The 20,955-nt window shown below is 66.3% G+C and carries 26 protein-coding genes; 8 read left to right on the top strand and 18 right to left on the bottom strand.

Features of this window, described 5'->3' with window-relative positions; genetic code table 11:
* Window positions 1–3 precede the first annotated feature (3 nt).
* Complete coding sequence (locus HMF7854_RS01700) at window positions 4–1,023, top strand: glycosyltransferase family 2 protein (protein WP_126717523.1); 1,020 nt, start codon at window positions 4–6, stop codon at window positions 1,021–1,023.
* On the opposite strand, the gene HMF7854_RS01695 is transcribed toward HMF7854_RS01700, so the two are convergent.
* Both HMF7854_RS01695 and HMF7854_RS01690 read right to left on the bottom strand, forming a co-directional pair.
* Window positions 957–1,685: a class I SAM-dependent methyltransferase gene (locus HMF7854_RS01695; protein ID WP_126717522.1), complete on the bottom strand. Its 729-nt coding sequence runs from the start codon at window positions 1,683–1,685 to the stop codon at window positions 957–959. The two genes, HMF7854_RS01700 and HMF7854_RS01695, sit on opposite strands and share 67 nt — an antisense overlap.
* Window positions 1,685–2,110, bottom strand: coding sequence for a GtrA family protein (locus HMF7854_RS01690; protein ID WP_275401996.1), 426 nt, complete (start codon window positions 2,108–2,110; stop codon window positions 1,685–1,687). The genes HMF7854_RS01695 and HMF7854_RS01690 overlap by 1 nt, the downstream gene beginning before the upstream one ends.
* 66 nt (window positions 2,111–2,176) lie before the next feature.
* On the opposite strand from HMF7854_RS01690, the gene HMF7854_RS01685 reads away from it, so the two are divergent.
* A complete protein-coding gene (locus HMF7854_RS01685) occupies window positions 2,177–3,952 on the top strand; it encodes an AcrB/AcrD/AcrF family protein (protein WP_126717521.1) in 1,776 nt (591 codons plus the stop codon).
* Window positions 3,953–3,956: 4 nt separating this feature from the next.
* Here the strand turns inward: HMF7854_RS01685 and HMF7854_RS01680 are convergent, their stop codons facing one another.
* Genes HMF7854_RS01680 through gluQRS form a run of 10 tightly spaced genes read right to left on the bottom strand, consistent with a single transcriptional unit; the run spans window position 3,957 to window position 10,892 of the window.
* Window positions 3,957–4,589 (bottom strand): MarC family protein, encoded by a 633-nt coding sequence (locus HMF7854_RS01680; protein WP_126717520.1) that lies wholly within the window; start codon window positions 4,587–4,589, stop codon window positions 3,957–3,959.
* Window positions 4,589–5,239, bottom strand: coding sequence for a hypothetical protein (locus tag HMF7854_RS01675; RefSeq protein ID WP_126717519.1), 651 nt, complete (start codon window positions 5,237–5,239; stop codon window positions 4,589–4,591). The genes HMF7854_RS01680 and HMF7854_RS01675 overlap by 1 nt, the downstream gene beginning before the upstream one ends.
* Window positions 5,236–6,108 carry a bifunctional methylenetetrahydrofolate dehydrogenase/methenyltetrahydrofolate cyclohydrolase FolD gene (folD, locus tag HMF7854_RS01670; protein WP_126717518.1) on the bottom strand — a complete coding sequence of 291 codons (873 nt, stop codon included), beginning with the start codon at window positions 6,106–6,108 and terminating at the stop codon, window positions 5,236–5,238. Before folD ends, HMF7854_RS01675 begins: the two co-directional genes overlap by 4 nt.
* A 3-nt stretch (window positions 6,109–6,111) precedes the next feature.
* Window positions 6,112–6,405: a YggT family protein gene (locus HMF7854_RS01665; RefSeq protein ID WP_126717517.1), complete on the bottom strand. Its 294-nt coding sequence runs from the start codon at window positions 6,403–6,405 to the stop codon at window positions 6,112–6,114.
* A gap of 40 nt (window positions 6,406–6,445) precedes the next feature.
* Window positions 6,446–7,396, bottom strand: coding sequence for an L-histidine N(alpha)-methyltransferase (gene egtD, locus HMF7854_RS01660; RefSeq protein WP_126717516.1), 951 nt, complete (start codon window positions 7,394–7,396; stop codon window positions 6,446–6,448).
* On the bottom strand, window positions 7,380–8,606 hold the full coding sequence (gene egtB, locus HMF7854_RS01655) for an ergothioneine biosynthesis protein EgtB (protein WP_126717515.1): 1,227 nt from the start codon (window positions 8,604–8,606) through the stop codon (window positions 7,380–7,382). Before egtB ends, egtD begins: the two co-directional genes overlap by 17 nt.
* Complete coding sequence (locus tag HMF7854_RS01650) at window positions 8,606–9,223, bottom strand: flavodoxin family protein (protein ID WP_126717514.1); 618 nt, start codon at window positions 9,221–9,223, stop codon at window positions 8,606–8,608. The genes egtB and HMF7854_RS01650 overlap by 1 nt, the downstream gene beginning before the upstream one ends.
* Before the next feature lie 60 nt (window positions 9,224–9,283).
* Window positions 9,284–9,838 carry a cob(I)yrinic acid a,c-diamide adenosyltransferase gene (locus tag HMF7854_RS01645; protein ID WP_126717513.1) on the bottom strand — a complete coding sequence of 185 codons (555 nt, stop codon included), beginning with the start codon at window positions 9,836–9,838 and terminating at the stop codon, window positions 9,284–9,286.
* A 4-nt stretch (window positions 9,839–9,842) separates the two neighbouring features.
* A complete protein-coding gene (locus tag HMF7854_RS01640) occupies window positions 9,843–10,046 on the bottom strand; it encodes an HIG1 domain-containing protein (RefSeq protein ID WP_126717512.1) in 204 nt (67 codons plus the stop codon).
* A 9-nt stretch (window positions 10,047–10,055) separates the two neighbouring features.
* Window positions 10,056–10,892: a tRNA glutamyl-Q(34) synthetase GluQRS gene (gluQRS, locus tag HMF7854_RS01635; RefSeq protein WP_185829116.1), complete on the bottom strand. Its 837-nt coding sequence runs from the start codon at window positions 10,890–10,892 to the stop codon at window positions 10,056–10,058.
* Between the two features lie 169 nt (window positions 10,893–11,061).
* On the opposite strand from gluQRS, the gene HMF7854_RS01630 reads away from it, so the two are divergent.
* The 3 genes from HMF7854_RS01630 (at window position 11,062) to HMF7854_RS01620 (ending at window position 12,590) form a co-directional block, all read left to right on the top strand.
* On the top strand, window positions 11,062–11,628 hold the full coding sequence (locus HMF7854_RS01630; RefSeq protein WP_126717510.1) for an HNH endonuclease: 567 nt from the start codon (window positions 11,062–11,064) through the stop codon (window positions 11,626–11,628).
* A 51-nt stretch (window positions 11,629–11,679) separates the two neighbouring features.
* Entirely contained in the window at window positions 11,680–12,201 is a 522-nt protein-coding gene (locus HMF7854_RS01625) for a response regulator transcription factor (RefSeq protein WP_126717509.1), read from the top strand.
* Between the two features lie 71 nt (window positions 12,202–12,272).
* Window positions 12,273–12,590, top strand: coding sequence for a 2Fe-2S iron-sulfur cluster-binding protein (locus tag HMF7854_RS01620; protein WP_126717508.1), 318 nt, complete (start codon window positions 12,273–12,275; stop codon window positions 12,588–12,590).
* Here the strand turns inward: HMF7854_RS01620 and HMF7854_RS01615 are convergent.
* Together HMF7854_RS01615 and thrS are read right to left on the bottom strand one after the other, a co-directional pair.
* A complete protein-coding gene (locus HMF7854_RS01615; protein WP_221766401.1) occupies window positions 12,587–12,892 on the bottom strand; it encodes a GCN5-related N-acetyltransferase in 306 nt (101 codons plus the stop codon). The two genes, HMF7854_RS01620 and HMF7854_RS01615, sit on opposite strands and share 4 nt — an antisense overlap.
* Entirely contained in the window at window positions 12,879–14,897 is a 2,019-nt protein-coding gene (gene thrS / locus HMF7854_RS01610) for a threonine--tRNA ligase (RefSeq protein ID WP_126719999.1), read from the bottom strand. The genes HMF7854_RS01615 and thrS overlap by 14 nt, the downstream gene beginning before the upstream one ends.
* A 283-nt stretch (window positions 14,898–15,180) precedes the next feature.
* Here thrS and HMF7854_RS01605 point away from each other — a divergent pair, with 283 nt between their 5' ends.
* Together HMF7854_RS01605 and HMF7854_RS01600 are read left to right on the top strand one after the other, a co-directional pair.
* Window positions 15,181–15,462 (top strand): hypothetical protein, encoded by a 282-nt coding sequence (locus tag HMF7854_RS01605; protein WP_126717506.1) that lies wholly within the window; start codon window positions 15,181–15,183, stop codon window positions 15,460–15,462.
* Window positions 15,459–15,656: a helix-turn-helix transcriptional regulator gene (locus tag HMF7854_RS01600; protein ID WP_126717505.1), complete on the top strand. Its 198-nt coding sequence runs from the start codon at window positions 15,459–15,461 to the stop codon at window positions 15,654–15,656. Before HMF7854_RS01605 ends, HMF7854_RS01600 begins: the two co-directional genes overlap by 4 nt.
* On the opposite strand, the gene HMF7854_RS01595 is transcribed toward HMF7854_RS01600, so the two are convergent.
* On the bottom strand, window positions 15,653–16,609 hold the full coding sequence (locus HMF7854_RS01595) for an aldo/keto reductase family protein (RefSeq protein ID WP_126717504.1): 957 nt from the start codon (window positions 16,607–16,609) through the stop codon (window positions 15,653–15,655). The two genes, HMF7854_RS01600 and HMF7854_RS01595, sit on opposite strands and share 4 nt — an antisense overlap.
* Before the next feature lie 373 nt (window positions 16,610–16,982).
* Here HMF7854_RS01595 and HMF7854_RS01590 point away from each other — a divergent pair, with 373 nt between their 5' ends.
* The gene (locus tag HMF7854_RS01590) at window positions 16,983–17,348 is read left to right on the top strand and encodes a hypothetical protein (protein ID WP_221766400.1); all 366 of its coding nucleotides are present in this window, start codon (window positions 16,983–16,985) and stop codon (window positions 17,346–17,348) included.
* A gap of 9 nt (window positions 17,349–17,357) precedes the next feature.
* On the opposite strand, the gene HMF7854_RS01585 is transcribed toward HMF7854_RS01590, so the two are convergent.
* The 3 genes from HMF7854_RS01585 to HMF7854_RS01575 form a co-directional block, all read right to left on the bottom strand.
* Complete coding sequence (locus HMF7854_RS01585; protein ID WP_126717503.1) at window positions 17,358–18,668, bottom strand: MFS transporter; 1,311 nt, start codon at window positions 18,666–18,668, stop codon at window positions 17,358–17,360.
* 37 nt (window positions 18,669–18,705) lie between these two features.
* Complete coding sequence (locus HMF7854_RS01580) at window positions 18,706–20,118, bottom strand: M20/M25/M40 family metallo-hydrolase (protein ID WP_126717502.1); 1,413 nt, start codon at window positions 20,116–20,118, stop codon at window positions 18,706–18,708.
* 86 nt (window positions 20,119–20,204) lie between these two features.
* A complete protein-coding gene (locus tag HMF7854_RS01575) occupies window positions 20,205–20,885 on the bottom strand; it encodes a DUF2490 domain-containing protein (protein ID WP_126717501.1) in 681 nt (226 codons plus the stop codon).
* Between the last annotated feature and the right edge of the window lie 70 nt (window positions 20,886–20,955).

The following is a 20,955-nucleotide window of genomic DNA, read 5'->3' as shown; positions in this document are numbered from 1 at the left end:
TCAATGATCGGCCTTTCCATCGTGGTGCCGTGCTTCAACGAGGAAGCATGTCTCCCGGCTCTGCACGAGCGCCTGACCAAGGTCGCCCGGAGCGCTGTCGGCCAGGATTACGAGCTCATTCTGGTCAATGACGGCTCGCGCGATCGGACTTGGCGCATCATGTCGGAGATCGCTGCGACCGATCCCCACCTGAAGGCGATCAATCTATCGCGCAATCATGGGCATCAGCTGGCGCTCACGGCCGGGCTTGATCTGGCGCAGGGCGAGCGGATCCTGATCATCGATGCCGACCTTCAGGACCCTCCCGAGCTGCTGCCCGAAATGATGGAAGTCATGGAATGCGAGCGCGCCGACGTCGTCTACGGCGTGCGCTCCAGTCGTGCAGGCGAGTCCCACTTCAAGAAGGCAACGGCCCATCTCTTCTATCGCCTGCTGGCCAGTGCGACCGAGGTCGATATTCCACTCGACGCCGGCGACTTCCGCCTCATGACCCGCCGCGCACTCGATGTGCTGCTGTCGATGCCGGAACAGGCACGCTTCATCCGGGGCATGGTCGCGTGGATCGGCTTCCGCCAAGTTCCGTTCCCTTATGCTCGTGACGAGCGGCTGGCCGGCGAGACCAAATATCCACTCGCCAAGATGCTTCGCTTCGCCTTCGACGCGCTAACCGGTTTCTCGTCGGCGCCGCTCAAGCTCGCCAGCCACGCGGGGCTGTTGCTTTCGCTCGGGTCCGTCCTGATCGTCTTCTATATTCTCGTGAACTGGATTGCCGGCCGCAACATCCAGGGCTGGACCTCGCTGATGCTGGTCGTGGTCGTGCTCGGCGCGGTGCAGATGTTCGTGCTCGCCATGATGGGCGAGTATCTCGGGCGGCTCTACAGCCAGGCCAAGGGCAGGCCGCTCTACATCGTCCAGGATATCGCCAATGCCCGTGGGACCGAGGTCGGCCGGCTGGGTCAGGTGGCGCTGCACACCGCGAAAAGCGACACGCCGGTCGGAAGGGAAATCCTCCCGATCAAGTGACGCTCGCTGGCGAAGATCGCCTCGAACAGCCGGTTGACCGGCGCGGGCGGAACCTTGTCGTCGCTGTCTTCCTTGCCGGTCAGCTTGCCCGCCAGGCGCGACGCCGCCGCTAGCGGGAACAGGATGCTGTTGAAGTAGCCGATCTTTTCGAGCCGCAGCGGTGAGTCCTCGATCAGCGTGCGCAGACTTCGCTTCGAGTAGCGGCGGAAGTGGTGATTGAGAACGTCGTGAGCCGACCACATCCACTGGTGCGCGGGCACCGTGAGGACGAAGCGTCCACCGGGCCGCAGCCTCGCCGCGATGTTCGCCAGGGCGGCGTGATCGTCCTCGATATGCTCGATCACATCGAAGGCGCCGATCAGGTCATAGCTTCGGTCGGGAACGCCTTGGAGTGCCGGTAGCGGCGAAGCTCCTACCGGTCGCCCGAGCCGGTTCGTGGCAAGCGCTCGGGCCTGCTCGTCCACTTCGATCGCGTCGACGGACCCGAACTCGGCCAGCATGGGCAGATTGTGCCCGGTTCCGCAGCCGATCTCGAGCACCCGCCCGCCAACATTCACTGGCACTTCCCGGCGGATGAGCTCGGCGAGAATCTGCCTTCGCGCCCGATACCACCAATGCTGCTCGTCGCTCTCGGCCATTCGGTCGTAGATTGTGCGATCCATCAGGCGAAGACCCAGGTCCTGTTCAAGGTGAAGGTCACCAGTGGCGTCACGAACAGCATCGGCAGGATCGGCCACGACGCCGGCAGATGGTAGTGACTGGTCAGCAACCAGACCCACAGGCTGTTGAGCACGAGGCTGAGCAGCGAGACGCTGACGAAGCGGACCTGCGTAGCCCCGGTCCGTTCGCTGCCATGTCCCTTAAAGCTCCATTTGCTGTGGAGCAAATAGCCGACCCCCATCGCCATGAGATAGGACAGGAAATTGCCGAGCTGTGGATGCCAGCGCAAGACCAGGGCAATGAATGAGTAGATGCCGACGCCGAGCGCCGTCACCAATCCTCCGCTGATGAGAAAGCGAAACAGTTGGAGGAGGACGGCCTGTCGTTCGGGCGGCAGTCGGTTAAAGATTGGAAAGCGGTCAATCACTCGGCTTTGTCCTAAAGGGGGCAAGGCGCTAGAGCGCGCGAGAAGCAAATTCGGGGTCGGAAGGCAATGGAGCGGGTAGTCGGCTGGGCGGATCGGCACTGGCGGTGGGTGGTTGCGCTGGCCTTCGTGGCGACCTGCGCCTGGCTGCTCTATCAGCGCTGGGGCGGGATCAACGCCTTCGCGCTTGGCGACACGGACGACAATATGCGGATGATGGAGGTCCGCGCCTGGCTGAACGGGCAGGGCTGGTACGACCTCCGTCAGTATCGACTGAGCCCTCCGACCGGCGCCAACATTCACTGGTCCCGGATCGTCGACCTGCCGATCGCCGCGATTATCGTGGTTGGGCGCTGGTTCGTGAGTGGCGCCACCGCGGAAAAGGCGGCGATCGCGATCGCTCCGCTCATCCCCTATTCGCTGCTGATGGCATCGCTGGCGCTGGTCACGCGCCGGCTGGTCGCCCCGGCCGCCTTCCTTGCCGCGCTGCTCGGTTTGTTCTTCGCCGGTTCGACCAATGGCATGTTCGTGCCCACCCGAATCGACCACCACAACTGGCAGCTCGCTCTGCTTGCACTGAGCATGGCCGGGCTGGCCGATCCCCGCCCTCAGCGTGGCGGGATGGTACTCGGCATCTCAACCGCCATCTCGCTGGCGATCGGGCTCGAGATGATCATCTATCTCGCCATTGCCGGGATGGCGGTGGTGCTGTTCTGGGTTCACCGCCAGGATGAGGAGCGCGAGCGGCTCGCCAGCTATGCCGTTGCGCTGGCCGGGGGCACGGCGATCGGCTTTGCGGCCTTCGCGTCCTACGCCAACCGAGCACCGGTCTGCGATGCGCTGTCGCCGGTGTGGCTGTCCGACGCGGTGATTGCCGGCGTCCTGATGTTCGGGCTTTCGCGCTTGCGGTCCGAGCGGCGGACGATCCGGCTCGGCGCCGCGGTGGCGGCCGGGCTGGTGATTGCGGCTTTCCATGCGCTGATGTGGCCGCATTGTCTGCAGCGGCTTGAAGGCGTTTCACCGGAGGTTGATCAGCTGTGGCTGAGCCACGTCCGTGAGGCCCGCCCCTTCTACAAGCAAGATCGGCAGATCGCCTGGCTGATCATGGCCATGCCGGCAACCGGGTGCGTCGGCTATGCGCTGCTCGCCTGGTTTCGTCGCAACGATCCGGCGCTGCTATCCCGAGTCCTCGCCTGTGCCGCCATCTGCGTCGTCGCTACGCTGCTGCTATTCTGGCAGACCCGGGCCGGACCTGCCGCACAGCTGCTCGCCATTCCTGGCGGCGCGGCGATCATCGCGCTGCTCGCCCCGCGCGCCTTCAAATCCAAGAACACTGCGGTGGTGGTGCTCGGGACCAGCGCAGCGCTTCTGATCGGCGCAGGCGCGGCGATTCCGGCCGTGATCGATCAGATCCCCAAGAAGACCACCAGTCCGCGCGAACGCCAGATCAATCGGGCTAACGGAAGCTGCAACTCGATGGCAGCCATGCACCCTGTGGCGCTGCAGCCGGCCGGGACGGTGATGACCTTCGTCGACCTCGCTCCTCGCCTCATCGCGGTTACCCATCACAGCTCGATCGCCGGTCCCTACCACCGCAACGGACCAGCGATCCTCGACGCGCAGCACTTCTTCCGCAACTCGGAAGCCGAGGCACACGAAATCGCCCGCCGGACGCACAGCGACTATGTGCTGATCTGTCCCAACATGTCGCAGTCCACCATCTACGCCGCCGAAACCCCCAAGGGCTTCTATATGCAGCTTGCCGCGGGCAAGGTCCCGGCCTGGCTCCAGCCGATCGACTTGGGCAAGGACTGGCCGATGAAGATGTGGAAGGTGGTCGGCTGAGCGGCTAGCGGAGCAGCGCCGGGAAGCTCTGCTTCAGCCCGTCCACAACGAACTGGGCGGCGAGTGCAGCGAGGATCACCCCAAGGATACGGGTGATCATCGCCTCGAGCTTGGGGCCGATCAGCCGCATCAGCGGTCCCGCAGCGAGCAGCGACAGCAGCGTCAGCCCGATCACCAGCGTCATGGCTGCAAGCACGACCAGCGTCTGCGTCAGTCCTTCGGCACGACCTGTGAGAAGCATGGCGGTGGCGATCGATCCCGGACCGGCGATCATCGGGATAGCCATAGGGAAGACGCTGATGTCCTCGATCTCGGGGGTCTGCTCAATCGACCGCGCGCGCTCCTCGCGCCGCTGGGTACGCTTCTCGAACACCATTTCCAGCGCGATGATGAACAGCATGATGCCGCCGGCCAGTCGGAAGCTGGCGAGAGTGATCCCGAGCTGGCGCAGCAGCGCCTCCCCGAGCAGCGCGAAGAAGACGAGGATGGTGAGGGCGATCAGGCTCGAGCGGATCGCCATGCGCCGCCGCTGCGCCATGCTGGCGCCGTTGGTCAGCGAGGCAAAGATTGGGGCGCAGCCGGGCGGATCGATGATCACCAGGAAGGTGACGAAGGCAGAACTGAACAGCGCGAACATCAAGCCGCGATCTTCTGGTCGATGATCAGCTGCCAGGCTCGTCCTTTCCAGAGCCACGCGCGGAAGGTCCGGCGTCCGGAAGCGTCGCTCCAGTAGGCGTAGCGAAGACTGTAATCCGCCGAATGATGGGCCTGCGCAGTCGGCATCGGCGCATCCGGCGGGGGCAGGAAGCCCTGCTCGCGGCTGTCCGCGTCGGGCACGTTTGCCGGCAGGGCGGTGCAAGACGCACGCCGGCCGACCGCGCGGGCAGCCCTGGCCAGTGGCCGGGTAAGCGTCTCCCCGCCATCATAGACCCACATCCAGCGGCGGCCGGCACTGGTCTCGGCCCGCAGCCAGACGGTGGTGAAGCGGCCCAAACGGCTACCCGAGTCCTGCCAAGGTCCCTGGTCGATTGCGAGCGATCCGTCGCAGGACTGGAAGCTGACTACCGGCTGCCAGCTGAGCGGGGACGGAGGGTCGGCACGGCCCCGGAGGTAGCGATCCGCCTCGACCTGTTGCGGGACGAACATCACTGCGTTGGGCGCGGCATAAGAGCGGAAGGCGGTCCATTGACCGAGCTTGCGGGCGTCTGCGGCGAAGGCGCGCTCGACGCTGACCGGGTCGGGTGCCGCGGCGCCGAGGCCCACCGCGAGCAATGGCGCCAGGATCACAGGTCAGCCGGAAGCAGGTGGCCGTCACGACGCGCGGCGGCCACCAGCGTGTTGCGGATGAGGCAGGCGATGGTCATCGGCCCGACCCCGCCTGGGACTGGGGTGATCGCACCGGCGACCGCGCTTGCCGCCGGATAGTCGACGTCGCCGGTGAGCCCGCCCTCGGTGCGATTGATGCCGACGTCGATCACCGCCGCTCCCGGCTTGATCCACTCGCCGCGGACCAACCCGGGCCGGCCGACCGCGGCGACCACGATGTCGGCGCGGCGCACGACCTCAGGGAGGTCGCGGGTTCGGCTGTGAGCCAGCGTGACGGTGCAGTCGGCGCCGAGCAGCAGCAGCGCCATCGGCTTGCCGACGATGTTGGAGCGGCCGACCACCACAGCCTCCTTGCCCCTGAGATCGCCTAGCGCCGCCTGAAGCAGCTTCAGGCAGCCGAGCGGCGTGCAGGGCACGAAGCCGGGCAGCCCGGTCGCGAGCCGGCCGGCGTTGACCGGGTGGAAGCCGTCAACGTCCTTGTCCGGGTCGATCGCGAGGATGATCGCGCTTTCGTCAATCTGCGCCGGCAGCGGCAGCTGGACGAGGATGCCATCGACCGTCGGATCGTGGTTCAACTTCTCGACCAGCGCGAGAAGATGCTCCTCCGACGTATCGGCGGGCAGCCGGTGCTCGAAGCTCTCCATCCCGGCGGCGATCGTTGCCTTCCCCTTGGAGCGGACGTAGACCGCGCTTGCCGGATCCTCGCCGACCAGCACGACGGCGAGGCCCGGCGCGCGGCGGGTGGCAGAACGGAAACGACCGACTTCGTCCGCAATCCGGTCGCGAAGTGCCTGGGCGGCCGCCTTCCCGTCGATGATCGCGGCCGACATCGACTAGACCGCCACGTCCGCCGCCACGCCCGCCAGCAGTCGACGAAGGATGGCGACGAGGATCAGGACCACCATCGGCGAGAAGTCGATCCCGCCGAAGTCGGGCAGGATCCGGCGGATCGGCCGGTAGATCGGCTCGGTCATCTTCTCGAGCGCGTAGATGAATCGCCGCACCCCGTCGCTCGACGGGTTGATCACTCGGAAGGCGAGCAGCCAACTGAGGATGACCTGGCCGATGATGATCCAGGTGACGATCCGCAGCAGCATATCGAGAATGTCGAGAAGGGCGAGCAGCATGGCCGCGACTTAGCGGGACCGCGGGAATCCGGCAATCGTCCTAGGGGGCTGATCGCTCCGCTTCGGCGCGGGCGAGCATGACCGCGAAGTCGCCGGCGGGGTCGGTCCACTCCTTGAGCGGGGTCCAGCCGCCGGTCAGCAGCTGCACGCGGGCACCGCGAGGACCATATTTGTGGCTGTTCTCGGTATGGATGCTCTGACCGGCCCGGAAGGCGAACCGGTCGCCCAGCACCTCGAAGCTGGTGTCGCGCACGGAGACCAGGTGCATCTCGATCCGCGACAATATGTCGTTCCAGCGCGCTTCGTGGCGCCAGTCGGCGAGACGGACCGTGCCGTCGAGCTCGCGGTTGATCCGCTCCAGCAGGTTGAGGTTGAAGGCGGCCGTGACCCCTTCCGGATCGTCGTAGGCTGCGACCAGCCGCTCGACCGGCTTGACCCGGTCCATCCCGATCAGCAGCAGCGCGCCGGTGCCGAGTTCGGCGCGGAACGAGCGCAAGAGGTCGGTCGCGCTTCCCGGCACGAAATTGCCGATGGTCGACCCGGGGAAAAAACCGAGCTTGGGAAGCGCGGCGATGGCGCCCGGCAGTTCGACATGGCGGGCGAAATCAGCCTCCACCGGAATGATGTCGAGCCACGGCAGCTTGTCACGCAGGTCGCGTGCGCTCTGGCGGAGGTAGGTGCCGCTGATGTCGATCGGGACATAGACGGCGGGATCGATCGCCTCGAGGAGGATCGGAGTCTTGGTCAGGGAGCCGGCGCCCCACTCGACTACCGCTCGCCCGGGCCCGGCAAGGGCGGCGACCTCGGGCATGATCGCCTCGAGCACCGCCGTTTCGGTCCGGCTGGGATAGTAGGAGGGAAGGCGGGTGATGTCGTCGAACAGCTCCGACCCGCGCTTGTCGTAGAACCAGCGGGCGGGAATGGCCGGAATCGGCGCCTTGAGGCCGGCGAGGACATCGGCGGCGAAGGCCTGGTCAAGAATCGCGAGCAAGGCGGACTCCGGTGAACTGCCAGCGCGCGCTGGGTGGGAAGAAATTGCGGTAGGAGGCGCGGCTGTGCCCGCGCGGGGTGGCGCAGCTGGCGCCCTTCAGCACGAACTGGCCGCACATGAACTTGCCGTTGTACTCGCCGACCGTGCCCTCGGCGGGCGCGAAGCCGGGGTAAGGGAGGAAGGCCGAGCCGGTCCATTGCCAGACATCGCCGAACGGGCCCGGCCCCGACGAGGGCGTGACCGGTCCGGCCCGGTCGAGCTGGTTGCCGGCGGCGGGGTCGGCGGTGGCGGCGAAGCTCTCCCACTCGGTCTCGGTCGGGAGGCGGGCGCCGGCCCAGCGGGCGAAGGCCTCGGCCTCGTAGTAGCTGATGTGGGCGACGGGCGCGGCGGGGTCGAGCGGGCGGCGCCCGGCGAGGGTGAAGGCGGTCCCTTCTGCGTCCCAATAAAGCGGGGCGACGATTCGTTCGCTGCGGACCCAGTCCCAGCCCTCGCTCAGCCACAGGGTCGCGGTGGAATAGCCGCCGTCGGCGACGAACTCCTGCCACTCCCGGTTGTTGACGGGCCGGTCGGCGATCGCATTGGGATGGAGCAGCGCCTGGTGACGCGGGCGCTCCGAATCGAAGGCGAAGCCGGCCGCAGGGGCACCGATCTCGACCAGGCCGTGGCGCCCCTCCGTCCATTGGAGCGCGTCCGTGCTGGCGTGGGCAGCGGGTTCAAACCTGCCGTATGCCGGCTCGAGCGGGTTGGCGGCGAAGGTGGCGAGAATGTCTGTGAGGAACAGCTCCTGATGCTGCTGCTCGTGGTGGATGCCGAGCTCGACGAGGTCGAGCAGCTCGGGCGAAAGCGCTGGCAGAACCCGCTCGAGCACCTCATCGACATGGATCCGATAGGTGCGGACTTCGTCGAGGCTGGGACGGCTCAACATGCCCCGGCGCGGGCGGGCGTGCCGCTCACCTTCGCCCTCGTAATAGCTGTTGAAGAGGAAGGGAAAGCGCTCGTCAAACGGCCGATAGCCCGGCGCATGGTCCCGCAGAATGAAGGTCTCGAAGAACCATGTCGTATGCGCGAGGTGCCACTTGGCCGGAGAGGCGTCGGGCATCGGCTGGATCGTCGCATCGGCGTCGCTGAGCGGTGCCGCGAGGTCGAGCGTCAGCCGCCGCGTGGCCAACAGCCGGCGGCCGAGCTCCGGCGGCGGGTCGGCGAGCGCCATCAGCCCTGCTTCACGCCCGGATAGGCCGTCGCCAGCAATTGGGCGAGGTGCGCGGTGTTCGACGCCAGCATGGTCGCGGTCTGCTGCACCTTTTCCGGAACCTGCGGCAGGTCGATGAAGTCGGTCGAGCCCATCGCCTCGCCGACCCAGTAGCAGGCGGCCGCCGCCGGAACGGTCCAGCCCACGTCATTCAAGGCCTGGAACACGGTCGCGCTGATGTGGTGGGCGCCGTCCTCGTTGCCGACGACGGCGCAGACGGCGACCTTGCCGTAGGCGGGGGTTCGGCCCTGCTCGTCGGTCTCACTAAGAAAGGCGTCCATCCGCTCGAGTACCCGCTTGGCGATGCTCGACATCTGCCCCATCCAGACCGGGGTGCCGAGGATCAGAACGTCGGCATCAAGGATCCGGCGGCGAAGCTCGGGCCAAGCGTCGCCGGGGCCTTCGTCGCTCTGGACGCCGGGGAAAACGTCATGGTCGGCGAGGCGGATCGTCTCGCTCAGCGTGACGTCGTGCTTCTTCAGCTCACCGGCGATCAGCTCGATCATTCGATCCGTCGAACTCTTCTCACCGCCGCTCTTCTTCAGCGTGCAATTAAGGGCGATCGCCGTCAGGGCCACAAGCAGCCTCCCGTCTCGTTACGAAACCTGAACGACGATGCGGCGGAAAGGCTCCCGCGCTCAGCGAGTCGCGCCAGGCTCCCACAGCACGTCGCCGCCGCCTTGCGCCGCCACGTGGCGAGCGGCGACGAAGAGCCAGTCGGACAGGCGATTGAGATAGGCCAGCGCAAGCGGGTTCAGCGGCGCGCTCTCGTGCAGCGCGACAGCTGCCCGCTCCGCTCGACGCGCGACGGCTCGGGCGAGATGGAGCGCGGCAACGACAGGCGAGCCGCCAGGCAGGATGAAGCTGCTGAGCGGCGCAAGCGTCTCGTTCATCGCGTCAATCTCGCGCTCAAGCCGCTCGACCTGCGGCGCGACCATGCGCAGCGCACCCTCCATCTCTCCCGGCGTCGCCAGGTCGGCGCCGAGATCGAACAGCTCGTTCTGGATTCGGCCGAGCGCCCGCTCTGTGTCGCCTTGGGCAAGGGCCCGCGCGACCCCTATTGCACAGTTCGCCTCGTCAACCTCGCCGATCGCAGCCATGCGCAGGCACGCCTTGCTGACACGCGAGCCGTCGACCAGCCCGGCCGAGCCGGCATCACCCGTCCGCGTGTAGATCCGGTTGAGCTTGACCAGCGGCTCAGCCCCGAGAGCTGACGAGGGTCAGGATGAGGATTATCAGGACGATCGCAATGCCTTGAAACAGAACGCGCTTGCGCATCCATTGCTGCTGCTGTTCCCCGGTCAGGTCCTTGCCCGAGGCCATCGCCAGCACCCCGCGGACCAGGACGTAGGCGGTCGCGCCGATGGCCGCGACGAGCAGGATGATGAGGAGGATCGACATGTTTCCTATTTAGGCGTTTCCTAGCCTGAATCCAGCGGGCAACCGGCCCTTGCGCAGCTGAGCGGCAAGAGCGTGACCGTCGATCCCATCAGCGCGCATCGCCGCCAGCGTGGGCGCCTTGTCGCGCTTCGCGAGCCGTCGCCCGTCGGCATGAAGCACCAGCGGATGGTGGAGGTAGCGCGGCTCGGGCAGTCCAAGCGACAGCTGCAGCAGGCGCTGGACCGGTGTCGAGGACCTGAGATCTTCGCCGCGGACGACCAGGTCGACGCCGCTTGTCGCATCGTCGATCACGCAGGCGAGATGATAGGCGGCGGGCGCGTCCTTGCGGGCGAGAATCACGTCGTCGAAGTCGGCGCACCCGGTCGCAAAGCGATTGCCGTCCAACTCGAGCCAGCTCGGCAGCCCGTTCCGCTCCAGCGCCTTCTCCGCATCAAGCCGCCAGCTATGCGGCCGCGTGGCGCGGCGTTCCGGATCGTCGGGCAGAGTTCGGCACGTCCCGGGATAGCGGGCCCGAGCATCCCCGTGCGGCGCTTGGAGCGCTGCGGCGATATCGGCCCGGGTACAGTAACAGGGATAGGCCAGCCCATCGGCGCGAAGATTGTCGAGCACCGAGGCGTACGCGGCGCTCCGCTCGGACTGAACCAGCACTGCCCCGTCCCACTCCAGTCCGAGCCATTGCAAGTCGGCGTGGATTTCCCCGACGAACTCGGGCCGCGATCGACCGGTATCGAGATCTTCGATGCGCAGCCGCCAACGATCGCCGTAGCTCCGGCCGACGATCGCGCTGTAGGCGTGGCCGATGTGGAGGTGCCCAGTCGGGGAAGGGGCAAATCTTGTGGTCGTCACCGCGAAATCACTTGACCCATCATCGTAATCAATCGATTCTCATCCTGTCACACCGGCGTGGCATCCGGTGCGTCACAAGGGAAGTGGGCCGACAATGGTCCTCTCCTCCTTGCGTGCGACGGGGCCGGGGAGCGCTTTTGTTCGGTTCGATCCGAACGAAAGAGGTCGCGTGTACCATCCCGACATCATCCGCCATCCCGACAGCTGCCCGGCATTGGTGCTCAACGCCGACTATACCCCGCTCTCCTATTATCCGCTGAGCCTCTGGCCATGGCAAACGGCGGTCAAGGCGATGTTCCTCGAGCGGGTCGACGTGGTCGCGCTGTACGACCGCGAGGTCCACTCGCCGACCTGTTCGCTCAAACTCCCAAGCGTCATCGCGCTCCGCCAGTTTGTCCGGCCGAGCGAATATCCGGCGTTCACCCGCTTCAACCTGTTCCTTCGCGACCGCTTCCGCTGCGTCTACTGCGGCTCGCACAAGGAGCTGACCTTCGACCATGTCATCCCACGTGCCCAGGGTGGCCGGACCAGCTGGGAGAATGTCGCGACCGCCTGCGCCCCGTGCAATCTCAAGAAGGGAGGCCGCACTCCCGCGCAGGCGCAGATGCACATTGTGCGCTGGCCTGACCGGCCGACCCACTGGGAACTGCAGGAACATGGCCGCGCCTTCCCGCCCAACTATCTGCACCAGAGCTGGCGCGATTATCTATATTGGGACGTCGAGCTGGACGCTTGATCCGCGGAGCTCCTTAAGAAGGCGTTTACCATTTCCGTTTAGATCGTCCGCATGGACCAGCCCGTGTATTCTGCGGCGGCGCCGCGGATCCTGATCGTCGACTCCAGCCGCAACAATCTGGCGGTGCTCGCACGGCGCCTCGGTGCCGAGGGATATCGCGTGATGGTCGCTGAGACCGCTACAACCGCACTAGGCGAGCTGCAGCGGGTTCCGGTGGATCTGCTCATCGCCGACCTTGCCCTTCCGCTAATGAGCGGGACGGAGCTGACCCGGGTCGTGCGACGCGAGCTTGCCTGGCGCGACCTCCCAGTCATCCTCATCTCCGGTCGATCGGAGGCGGACGGTGTCGTCCGCGCGCTCGCCGCCGGCGCCGACGACGTGGTGGTCAAGCCTTTCCACTTCGAAGTGCTCACCGCACGCATTGCCCGCCTGCTCGAGCGTTCGACGCGGGTACGCCAGCTTGCCGCGGACAACGCGACGCTCGACGAGCGGGTTGTCCGTCGCGCGATCGAGCTGGGCGAGGCGCGGGACCGGCTGAAGGCGCTTGAGGCCGAGCTCGGACGGGTTGGCTGAAAGGCGTGCGCGGGCGTTGACCCGCGGCCCCGCTGTTCCTAGCCGGGTCGGGTTACCCCGAGAGGAAATCCATGACCCAGATCACGGTCGTCACCCGCGACGGCACTGAGCGAATCATCGCCGCGGTTGACGGGCAGACGCTGATGGAGAGCATCCGCGACAACGGTTTCGACGAACTGTTGGCGCTATGCGGCGGCTGCTGCAGCTGTGCGACCTGCCACGTCCATGTCGACCCGGCCTTCGCGGGCTCGCTGCCGACGATGAGCCGAGACGAGGACGACCTGCTCGACAGCAGCGGTGACCGTGACGAGAACAGCCGATTATCGTGCCAGATCACGGTTGAACCCGCGCTAGAAGGATTGACGGTGCGGATCGCCGAGGAGGATTAGCGGCCCCGCTTGCCTCGGTGACGCAGCGACTCCCGGTTGAGCCGCTTGAGGTCGAGTGTCCCCGACAGCACCTGTTCCCCGGCGTCGACCGCCGCCGCGAGCTGCTCGTCGCTGGCCTTGCGGTAAGCCGGCCGCCCGGCGATCGCCTCGTACCAGCAGCTCCCGCAGGCATGGTCGAGCAGGATCCGCTGGAAGCAATGATCGAGATTGACCGGCCAGCCGCGTTCGCGTGCGATCCCCGGCAGCAGCGTGCGGGTGAGCTCGAGCCAGCGCTGCTCGAGCGCCTGCCTAGCTTCGGACAAGGTCCGGCGGAGTTGCCTCGGCGGCCATGAGGGCGCCGACCTCATCGAGACTCATGACAAGCTGCCGTTCCTCGCTGCCGAGACGGCGGACAGCGACGGTGCCCTCCTCAGCCTCGCGCTTGCCGACCACCAGCAGCAGCGGGACCTTGGCGAGGCTGTGCTCCCTCACCTTGTAGTTGATCTTCTCGTTGCGAATATCGGTGTCGACCCGCAGCCCCATCGCGCGCAGCCGGTCAGCGACATCCTGCGCGTAGCCATCGGCGTCGCTGACAATCGTGGCGACCACCGCCTGCACGGGCGCGAGCCAGAGCGGGAACTTGCCGGCGTGATGCTCAATCAAGATCCCGATGAAACGTTCGAACGTGCCGAGAATGGCACGGTGGAGCATGACCGGCCGGTGCTTCTCCCCGTCCTCGCCGATGTAACTCGCGTCGAGCCGCTCGGGCAGCACTCGGTCCGACTGGATCGTTCCGACCTGCCAGGTGCGACCGATCGCGTCGGTCAGGTGGAACTCCAGCTTGGGCGCATAGAAGGCGCCTTCACCCGGGAGCTCTTCCCAGCCGAATGCCTCGGTCGCGCGGCCGCTGGCGATAACCGCCTGTCGCAGCTCGTCCTCGGCCTTGTCCCACATCTCGTCGGTGCCGAATCGCTTGTCGGGACGCAGTGCGAGCTTCACCGCATAGTTCTCGAAGCCGAGGTCCTTGTAGACCGTGTCGAGCAGATCACAGAAGCGGCGCACCTCGTCGATGAGCTGGTCCTCGCGGACGAAGATATGTGCATCGTCCTGCGTGAACTGGCGGACGCGCATAATGCCATGCAGCGCCCCGTGCGGCTCGTTGCGGTGGCAGCAGCCGAACTCGGCCATGCGGATCGGCAGTTCGCGGTAGCTGGTGATCCCCTGCTTGAAGATGAGCACATGCGCGGGGCAGTTCATCGGCTTCAGCGCCATCAGGTCGGCCGCGCCGCTGAAGATCGGGCCTTCGTCCTCGGTCGAGGGAATCTCGTCCGGAACGACGAACATGTTCTCGCGATACTTGCCCCAATGTCCCGAGCGCTCCCATTGGCGCGCGTCCATCAACTGTGGCGTCTTGACCTCTTCGTAGCCGGCAGCATCGAGCCGGCGGCGCATGTAGGCTTCAAGTTGCCGCCAAAGCAGGAACCCCTTAGGATGCCAGAAGACGCTGCCGTGCGCCTCCTCCTGGAGGTGGAACAGGTCCATCTCGCGACCGATCTTGCGGTGGTCGCGCTTGGCCGCTTCCTCCAGCCGGACGAGGTAGGCGTCGAGCTGCTTCTTGTTGAGCCAGGCTGTCCCATAGATGCGGCTGAGCATCGGGTTGGCCGGGTCGCCGCGCCAGTAGGCGCCCGATACGCGGGTCAGCTTGAACGCCTGCGGGTCGAGCTTGCCGGTCGAGGCGAGGTGCGGGCCGCGGCACAGGTCCATCCAGGCGCCATCGCCGCGACCTGAGCGGTACATGGTGATAGGCTCGCCCTCGGGCAGCTCCATGACCCACTCGGCCTTGAACCGCTCGCCGCTGCGCTGGAAGAAGTCGCGGACGTCCTCGCGCTGCCAGACCTCGCGGACGAGCGGTTCGTCGCGAGCAATGACGCGACGCATTTCCTCCTCGATCCCGGGCAGATCCTCCTCGGTGAACGGGCCACGCCCGGGAGCCGGGGCGAAATCGTAATAGAAGCCGTCGTCCGTCGCCGGCCCGAAGGTGATCTGCGTGCCGGGAAAGAGGTTCTGCACGGCCTCGGCGAGTATGTGCGCATAGTCGTGGCGGAACAGCTCGAGCGCGTCCTTCTCGTCACGGCCGGTGACCAGCGCGAGGCTCGAATCGCCCTCAAACGGGCGGGTGATGTCGCGCAGCTCGCCGTCGACCCGGGCGGCGATCGCCGCCTTGGCCAATCCGGGCCCGATCGCCGCCGCCACGTCCGCGGGGGTCGATCCTTCCGGCATCTCCCGCACGGAGCCGTCGGGAAGCGCGATCTTGAACATCTTCGTCATGATGATCGCCATGTAGCGACGCGCGGCCTTCGCCTCAACCGACAGCGAAGAAGGGATCGGGTCAAGGTTGCTCGACAATATACAAAATAACTAAGTAAAGGCCGCTTATCATAAAGGCAAAGGAGCTTGTCAGATTGTCGCCGCCAAGGAGAGTGATCATACCCCGGCGCAGCGTACGCACATCCGGCGAACGCTGTGGCTCCTTCTCGCCTACGGGCTGGTCCTGCCGCCGCTGATCTGGATCCGGGCTCATCGACACGTCAGCGATCTCGCGACTTTCGTCATGGCACTCGTCGCTGCGATGCCGGTGCTCGGCCTCTTCGCGAGCTGGGGACGCTATCTCTCCGACGAGCGTGACGAATATCAGCAGGGACTGACCTTTCGCCGAATCGCAATTGCGACCAATGCGACCATGGGCGCCGCCGTGCTGTGGGGATTCCTGCAGCCATCCGGCCTGATGCCGCTGGTCGAGGCATACTGGGTGCCGATCCTCTGGGTGGCAATGCAGGGCCTGTTCGGCTGCATAGAGCTGTTCGCCGCCCGCCGCCGCAACGAGCGGGCATGAAGAACCGTCTCCGGGTTCTCCGCGCCGAGCGCGAGTGGAGCCAGCAGGATCTCGCCGTGCAGCTGGAGGTCAGCCGTCAGTCGGTGAACGCAATCGAGACCGGCCGGTACGACCCGTCGCTGCCGCTCGCCTTCCGCATAGCCCGGCTGTTCGACCTGCCGATCGAGGCGATCTTCGAGCCGCCGTCCTCCTAGGCCGGCTCGTGCTGGCCGGCCCGCGCGGTGATGGCCTCGGCCTTCGCGAACAGCTCGGGATCGACCCGCGCGTCCGCAGCGGCGGCATTGTCAACGACCTGCCTAGGGCGCGAGGCGCCGACGATCGCACTGGCGACGTTCGGTTCGCGCAGCACCCAGGCCAGCGCAAACTGGGCCAAGCTGAGCCCCGCCTCGGCCGCGAGCGGCTTGAGCTGCTGTACCGCTTCGAGCGTCGGCCGCTCCATCAGCCAGTCCATCCAGCCGCTCATCTCGTTGCTTGCCGCGCGGCTGTCGCGCGGCGGCGGCTGGTCAGGATCATATTTACCGGTCAGCACGCCCTGGGCGAGCGGCGACCAGACAATCTGCGAGACGCCATTGGCGGCGCAGAGCGGGATGATCTGCTCCTCGGGCTTGCGCCACAGGAGGCTGTACTGCGGTTGGCTTGAGACGAAGCGGGCGACCCCGGTCATGGCGAGCGCAGCCTCGATCTTGTCGGCGGGCCATTCGGAGAAGCCGAGATAACGGACTTTCCCGCTCTCGACCGCGCGCGTCAGCGCCTCCATCGTTTCCTCCAGCGGAGTCGCCTCGTCGAAGCGATGACACTGGTAGAGGTCGATAACGTCGGTCTGTAGCCGCTCCAACGAGGCATCGAGCTGCTTCTCGATCTGCTGGCGCGACAGACCGCGGTCGCTGTCGCTCATCGGAAAGTAGAGCTTGGTCGCCAGCACATAGGAGTCGCGTGAGCGGCCTTTCAGCGCTTCGCCGAGGAAGCGTTCGGCGGCGCCGCGGCCATAGACGTTCGCGGTATCGATAAAGTTGATCTGGTGGTCGAAGGCTGCATCGACACAGGCCCGCGCCTGCTCCGCCTCGACGCCGCCGCCGTAGGTCAGCCAGCTGCCCAGGCTGATGACTGAGACGCGCAGCTCGCTGTTTCCGAAATGCCGACACTGCATGGTCCTCTCCCGTCGCTGGTCGGCCACTCAACGGGAGCCCGGGAGCGCCGTTCCCGCTCCGATCGAGGAAGCGGCGAGCCGAGCGATCGGGAAGGCCTAGAAGTGGTGCGTGCAGAGCGCCAGGAGGAGGATCAGAGGGATCGGAATCCCGATCAGCCACAAGAAAATCGAACGCATGACCAGTCTCTCCCACTGTTCCTTCAGGGCAAGAAGCGAGCCTGACACGCGAACGTTCCCGGGGCAGCTCGTCGCTCGTAAGCAACGCTTGATCTTGTTGCCTCAGGTTAACGAAACGTCCAGCAAATTCAGCGGGTTGAGTCGAATTGGGCGTTGCTGGCGCGTTTACTGCCAGCAGCGCGGATGGAGAAGCATCATGTTCAAACCGATGATTTTGGCGGCTGCTGCGCTTGGCGCGATGACCCTTGCCGCTGCCCCTGCGAACGCCCGCGGTTATGTGTCGATCGGCATCGGCACGTCGTTCGGCGGCTATGGTGGTTATGGCTACGGCTATCCTGGCTACGGCTATTCCTACCCGAGCTACGGCTACGCCTACCCGAGCTACAGCTATGGCTATGGCTACCCGGGCTATGGATACAGCTACCCGGGGTATAGCTACGGCTATTCCTATCCGAGCTACAACATCACTTACGGCTACTACGGCCACCCCCGCTATCGCGGCTACCGCTACCGTGACTTTGACCGGCGCTACCGCGACCGGCGCTGGCGCTACGGCTACTGAGCCGGCTACTCACGGCAGCAAGGCGCCGCTCTCCCTCGGGAGGGCGGCGTTTTTCATAGGGGCGGTCTCGCGAGTCCGCCACAGGACCGGAAGGACGAACAGCGCAACCAGGGCGATCATCGCTCCGGGAACGGCTGGCCACCCCGTCGCTGTCGTCAGCCACTGCGCCGCCCAAGGGGTAAGGCCGCCGAAGATGGCGGTCGCCCCGGTCGCCCCGAGTGCCAGCCCGGTCAGCCGACCTTCGCCCCCGACCTGCTCGGCGGTCGCCACCGCGCCCACCGCACTGACGCCGCCCGCGACCGCGGCAAGCAGCACGGCGCCCCCCAGCGCTTCGCCTGTCGACCCTTGGGCCATCAAGGTGAAGAGCGTCACCGGGAGGACTGCCGAAAGCAACGCCAACAGGAGCAGCGCGGGACGACGGCCGTGCCGGTCGGACAGCCAGCCGACCAGCGGCGTGACTGCGATAACCGCGACCGCAGCGATGGTCGACAAGGACAGCGACTGCTCCTCGCTCATCGCCCCTACGGTGGTCAGGAAGGCGGGAACATAGGTGATACCGACATAGTAGGTGATCGAGCCCAGCGCGGATATGGCGAAAGCGCGGGCGATGCCGGCACGATGATGCGTGAGGGCGTGGCGAAGCGGATTGTCGGGGACAGTTCCTTCGGCCTGCTGGCGTCGGAACTCGGGGCTCTCATGCATCGCCGAGCGGGCGACCCACACACTCGCGGCGAGGCCCGCGCCGACCAGGAAGGGAATGCGCCAGCCCCACGCGTCGAGCGCAGCGGCGTCGAGCAGCGCGACGGTGACAGCCGAGACGCCGACCGCGAGCAGCCCACCCACCTCGCTCGCCGCCGCCGCCAGCGACGTGATCAGCCCGCGCCGCTCGGGGCGCGAACCTTCGAGGAGATAGGCGACCACGCCGGTATACTCGCCGCCCACGGCGAAACCCATCACGCAGCGTAGGGCCAGCATCAGCCAGCCCGCCAGAGGGCCGATTGCCGAGCGGGTCGGGAGCAGCGCGATGGCGAGCATGGCAGCGGTCATCAGCGCTACCGACAGGAGCATGGCATGGCGGCGGCCCTGCCGGTCGCCGACATGGCCGAAGTAGAGCGCGCCGAGGGGACGCATGAGGTAGGCGATGGCGAAACCGGCCAGGGCCGTCGCCAGCGATGCCGCGCCGCCCCCGAAGAAGACGCGGCTGATCACCGTCGCGAAGTAGAGGTACAGGGTGAAGTCGTACCACTCGACGATGGTCGAGAAGGCCGCGATCAGGGTGGAGGCGCGGGAAACGGGCTGGTGCGGCGGGGCATCGCTCATTGCTGGACGATGGCCGGTCCCCGCCGCCCTGTCACGCTCAGACCTTGTCGGCGTAGGCCTTGACAAGATCGGTCAGATAATCGCGGCCAACCATCAGCGAGCGGACCTCGATCCGCTCGTTGAGACCGTGCACGCCGTTGCCGTCCGGATCTCCCCACGGGCCCGGCACGCCGTAGACGGGAATGCCGATCGCCTCGAGGAAGATGCCGTCGGTGGCGCCCGTCGACATCGACGGGATTACCGGGACGCCCGGAAAATATTTTGCCGCGAGCGTCGTGGCCGGTCCCATCACCTTGGCGTCAAGGGGCGGCGACTTGGCGGTCGGGCGCACCGGGGGGACCGCGGTCAGCGTGGCCTTCGGGTCGGCCATGACCTCGGCGAGCTTGGCCTGGATCTCCTCGATTCGGTGTCCGGGGAAGATCCGGCAGTTGATGTTGGCGGCGGCGCGCTGCGGAAGCGCGTTGTTGGCGTGCCCGCCCTCGAGCAGCGTTGCCACGCAGGTCGTCCGCAGCATGGAATGATATGCCTTGTCGGTGTTGACGATCGCCTCGGCCGCCTTGTCCTGCGGATTGGCGGCAAGCGCGACCATCGCCTTGCCGATCGCGTCAGCGCGCGTGGCGCCGGTCCTGGCGAAGAAGGTCCGGGTGGTGTCGCTCATCTCAAGCGGAAAATCGTAGGCCGCAAGGCGGCCGAGGTCGGCGGCAAGCTCGTAGATGGCATTGTCCGGTACCGGCTGCGAGCTGTGTCCGCCCGGATTGCGGGTCTCGACCCGGAAGTTCTGCACGGCCTTCTCGCCAACCTGCATCTGCTGGACCAGCAGCTTGCCATGCCCGTCAGTATCGCCCCCGCCACCTTCGTTGAGGGCGAACTCGGCAGCAACCAGGTCGGGCCGGTTCTGCGCCAGCCACTGCGCGCCATTGAAGGCGTAGGTGGTCTCCTCACCACAGGTCAGCGCCATCTTGATCGTTCGCTTCGGCCGGTAGCCGCTCTCCTTGAAGCGGACCATGTCGTCGGCCCAGATTGCGGCCATCGCCTTGTCGTCCGACGTTCCGCGCGCATAGAGATAGCCATTCTCCTCGACCAACTTGAACGGGTCGCGGGTCCAATCGGCGCGCTTGGCCTCGACCACGTCGATGTGCGCGAGCAGCAGAATCGGCTTGGCGCTGGCCGAGCTGCCGGGCAGCACGGCGACGATCCCACCTTCCTTGGGATGGTCGGGCACCGAGAACAGGGTGATCCGGCTGTCCGCATAGCCGGCCGCCTTGAGCCGAGCGGCAATCTGCTGCGCAGCCTGCGTGCAGCTGCCCGATGAAAGCGTAGTGTTGGTCTCGACCAGCTCGCGGTAAAGCTCGCGAAAGCGGGCCTGGTCGGGACGCGCTGTCTGCGCGGCCGCAGGTACGGCATGGAGGATGGCGGCGGCCGCAGCCAACCCCAGCAACGTTCGGCGCATGGTCACTCCCCTGTTCTTCCGGTCAGGCGAACAGGGGAGCGCAAATCCGCGGCAATTGCAAAGATGATGTTCTTGTAAGCTGAAGGCTAGAGCGACGCCCCTAGCGTCAGCGACAGGATGTTGTCGCTGGTGTCCGTGCGGCCATGCACGAAGGTATACTGATTCATGTAGCCCGCCTCGAGGCTGAACTGCTTGCTGAGTGGGGTCGAGATGCCGACTAGGTTGCGCATCCGGTAATCGCGGCGGTTCTGGAACGGCGTGGTGTTGAGGTTGAGGAAGCTCTCGTGCGTCAGGATGAGCGCGGTCTTCGACTTGGCTCCGAGCGGAAGGGCGTATTTCAGATAGGGGCGGACGCGCCAGCCGGTGCCGTCCGCGTTCTCGCGCCACCGCTGCTCGGTGCGGAGCCGTCCGCTGAGCTTGCCGTTCCCGATCATCGCCAGCTTGTCGGCGGTCAGCTGCTCGCGCAACCGGTGCTCGCGGGTGGTGAGGTCGCCGTGGCTGTACTGGGGGTTGAAGGTGTAGCCGCCCCACAAGGTCAGGTTGGAGTTGAGCTTATAGCCGAGCAGCGTGTTGTTCTCGATCTCGTAGAGACCGTCGCGATTGTCGCTGAAGCGGAGCACCAGCTCGTTTTGCAGCCGCCACTTGTCGGCGAGCTTCACGGTGAGGTTGGCGGTCGTCCAGACCTGGGAGTCCGACGTCGCCGCCGAGGCGGCCGACGGCAGGGCGAGAGCGACCATGACGGCCGCGGCGAGCAGCTGCTTTTTCATGGGACCAGTCTCATTAGGGTCAGAATAGTGAAAATCCATTGTTATTTGTATGACGCAAAAGCGTCATCGA

Origin of the sequence: Sphingomonas ginkgonis (genome assembly GCF_003970925.1) — a bacterium.
Classification (GTDB): domain Bacteria; phylum Pseudomonadota; class Alphaproteobacteria; order Sphingomonadales; family Sphingomonadaceae; genus Sphingomicrobium; species Sphingomicrobium ginkgonis.
Note: the sequence above shows the minus strand (reverse complement) of the source record. Positions and strands in the feature narration are given on the sequence as shown.

Excerpts from the sequence above, each read along its gene's own strand:
- egtB (WP_126717515.1), bottom strand. The coding sequence starts at position 8,606 with ATGGCGCTCGCCGACCCGCCGCCGGAGCTCGGCCGCCGGCTGTTGGCC.
- HMF7854_RS01585 (WP_126717503.1), bottom strand. The coding sequence starts at position 18,668 with ATGAGCGATGCCCCGCCGCACCAGCCCGTTTCCCGCGCCTCCACCCTG.
- HMF7854_RS01590 (WP_221766400.1), top strand. The coding sequence starts at position 16,983 with ATGTTCAAACCGATGATTTTGGCGGCTGCTGCGCTTGGCGCGATGACC.
- HMF7854_RS01680 (WP_126717520.1), bottom strand. The coding sequence starts at position 4,589 with ATGTTCGCGCTGTTCAGTTCTGCCTTCGTCACCTTCCTGGTGATCATC.
- HMF7854_RS01625 (WP_126717509.1), top strand. The coding sequence starts at position 11,680 with ATGGACCAGCCCGTGTATTCTGCGGCGGCGCCGCGGATCCTGATCGTC.
- HMF7854_RS01665 (WP_126717517.1), bottom strand. The coding sequence starts at position 6,405 with ATGCTGCTCGCCCTTCTCGACATTCTCGATATGCTGCTGCGGATCGTC.
- thrS (WP_126719999.1), bottom strand. The coding sequence starts at position 14,897 with ATGACGAAGATGTTCAAGATCGCGCTTCCCGACGGCTCCGTGCGGGAG.
- HMF7854_RS01575 (WP_126717501.1), bottom strand. The coding sequence starts at position 20,885 with ATGAAAAAGCAGCTGCTCGCCGCGGCCGTCATGGTCGCTCTCGCCCTG.
- folD (WP_126717518.1), bottom strand. The coding sequence starts at position 6,108 with ATGTCGGCCGCGATCATCGACGGGAAGGCGGCCGCCCAGGCACTTCGC.
- HMF7854_RS01685 (WP_126717521.1), top strand. The coding sequence starts at position 2,177 with ATGGAGCGGGTAGTCGGCTGGGCGGATCGGCACTGGCGGTGGGTGGTT.
- HMF7854_RS01640 (WP_126717512.1), bottom strand. The coding sequence starts at position 10,046 with ATGTCGATCCTCCTCATCATCCTGCTCGTCGCGGCCATCGGCGCGACC.
- HMF7854_RS01700 (WP_126717523.1), top strand. The coding sequence starts at position 4 with ATGATCGGCCTTTCCATCGTGGTGCCGTGCTTCAACGAGGAAGCATGT.
- HMF7854_RS01620 (WP_126717508.1), top strand. The coding sequence starts at position 12,273 with ATGACCCAGATCACGGTCGTCACCCGCGACGGCACTGAGCGAATCATC.
- HMF7854_RS01600 (WP_126717505.1), top strand. The coding sequence starts at position 15,459 with ATGAAGAACCGTCTCCGGGTTCTCCGCGCCGAGCGCGAGTGGAGCCAG.
- HMF7854_RS01605 (WP_126717506.1), top strand. The coding sequence starts at position 15,181 with ATGGCACTCGTCGCTGCGATGCCGGTGCTCGGCCTCTTCGCGAGCTGG.
- HMF7854_RS01695 (WP_126717522.1), bottom strand. The coding sequence starts at position 1,685 with ATGGATCGCACAATCTACGACCGAATGGCCGAGAGCGACGAGCAGCAT.
- HMF7854_RS01580 (WP_126717502.1), bottom strand. The coding sequence starts at position 20,118 with ATGCGCCGAACGTTGCTGGGGTTGGCTGCGGCCGCCGCCATCCTCCAT.
- HMF7854_RS01595 (WP_126717504.1), bottom strand. The coding sequence starts at position 16,609 with ATGCAGTGTCGGCATTTCGGAAACAGCGAGCTGCGCGTCTCAGTCATC.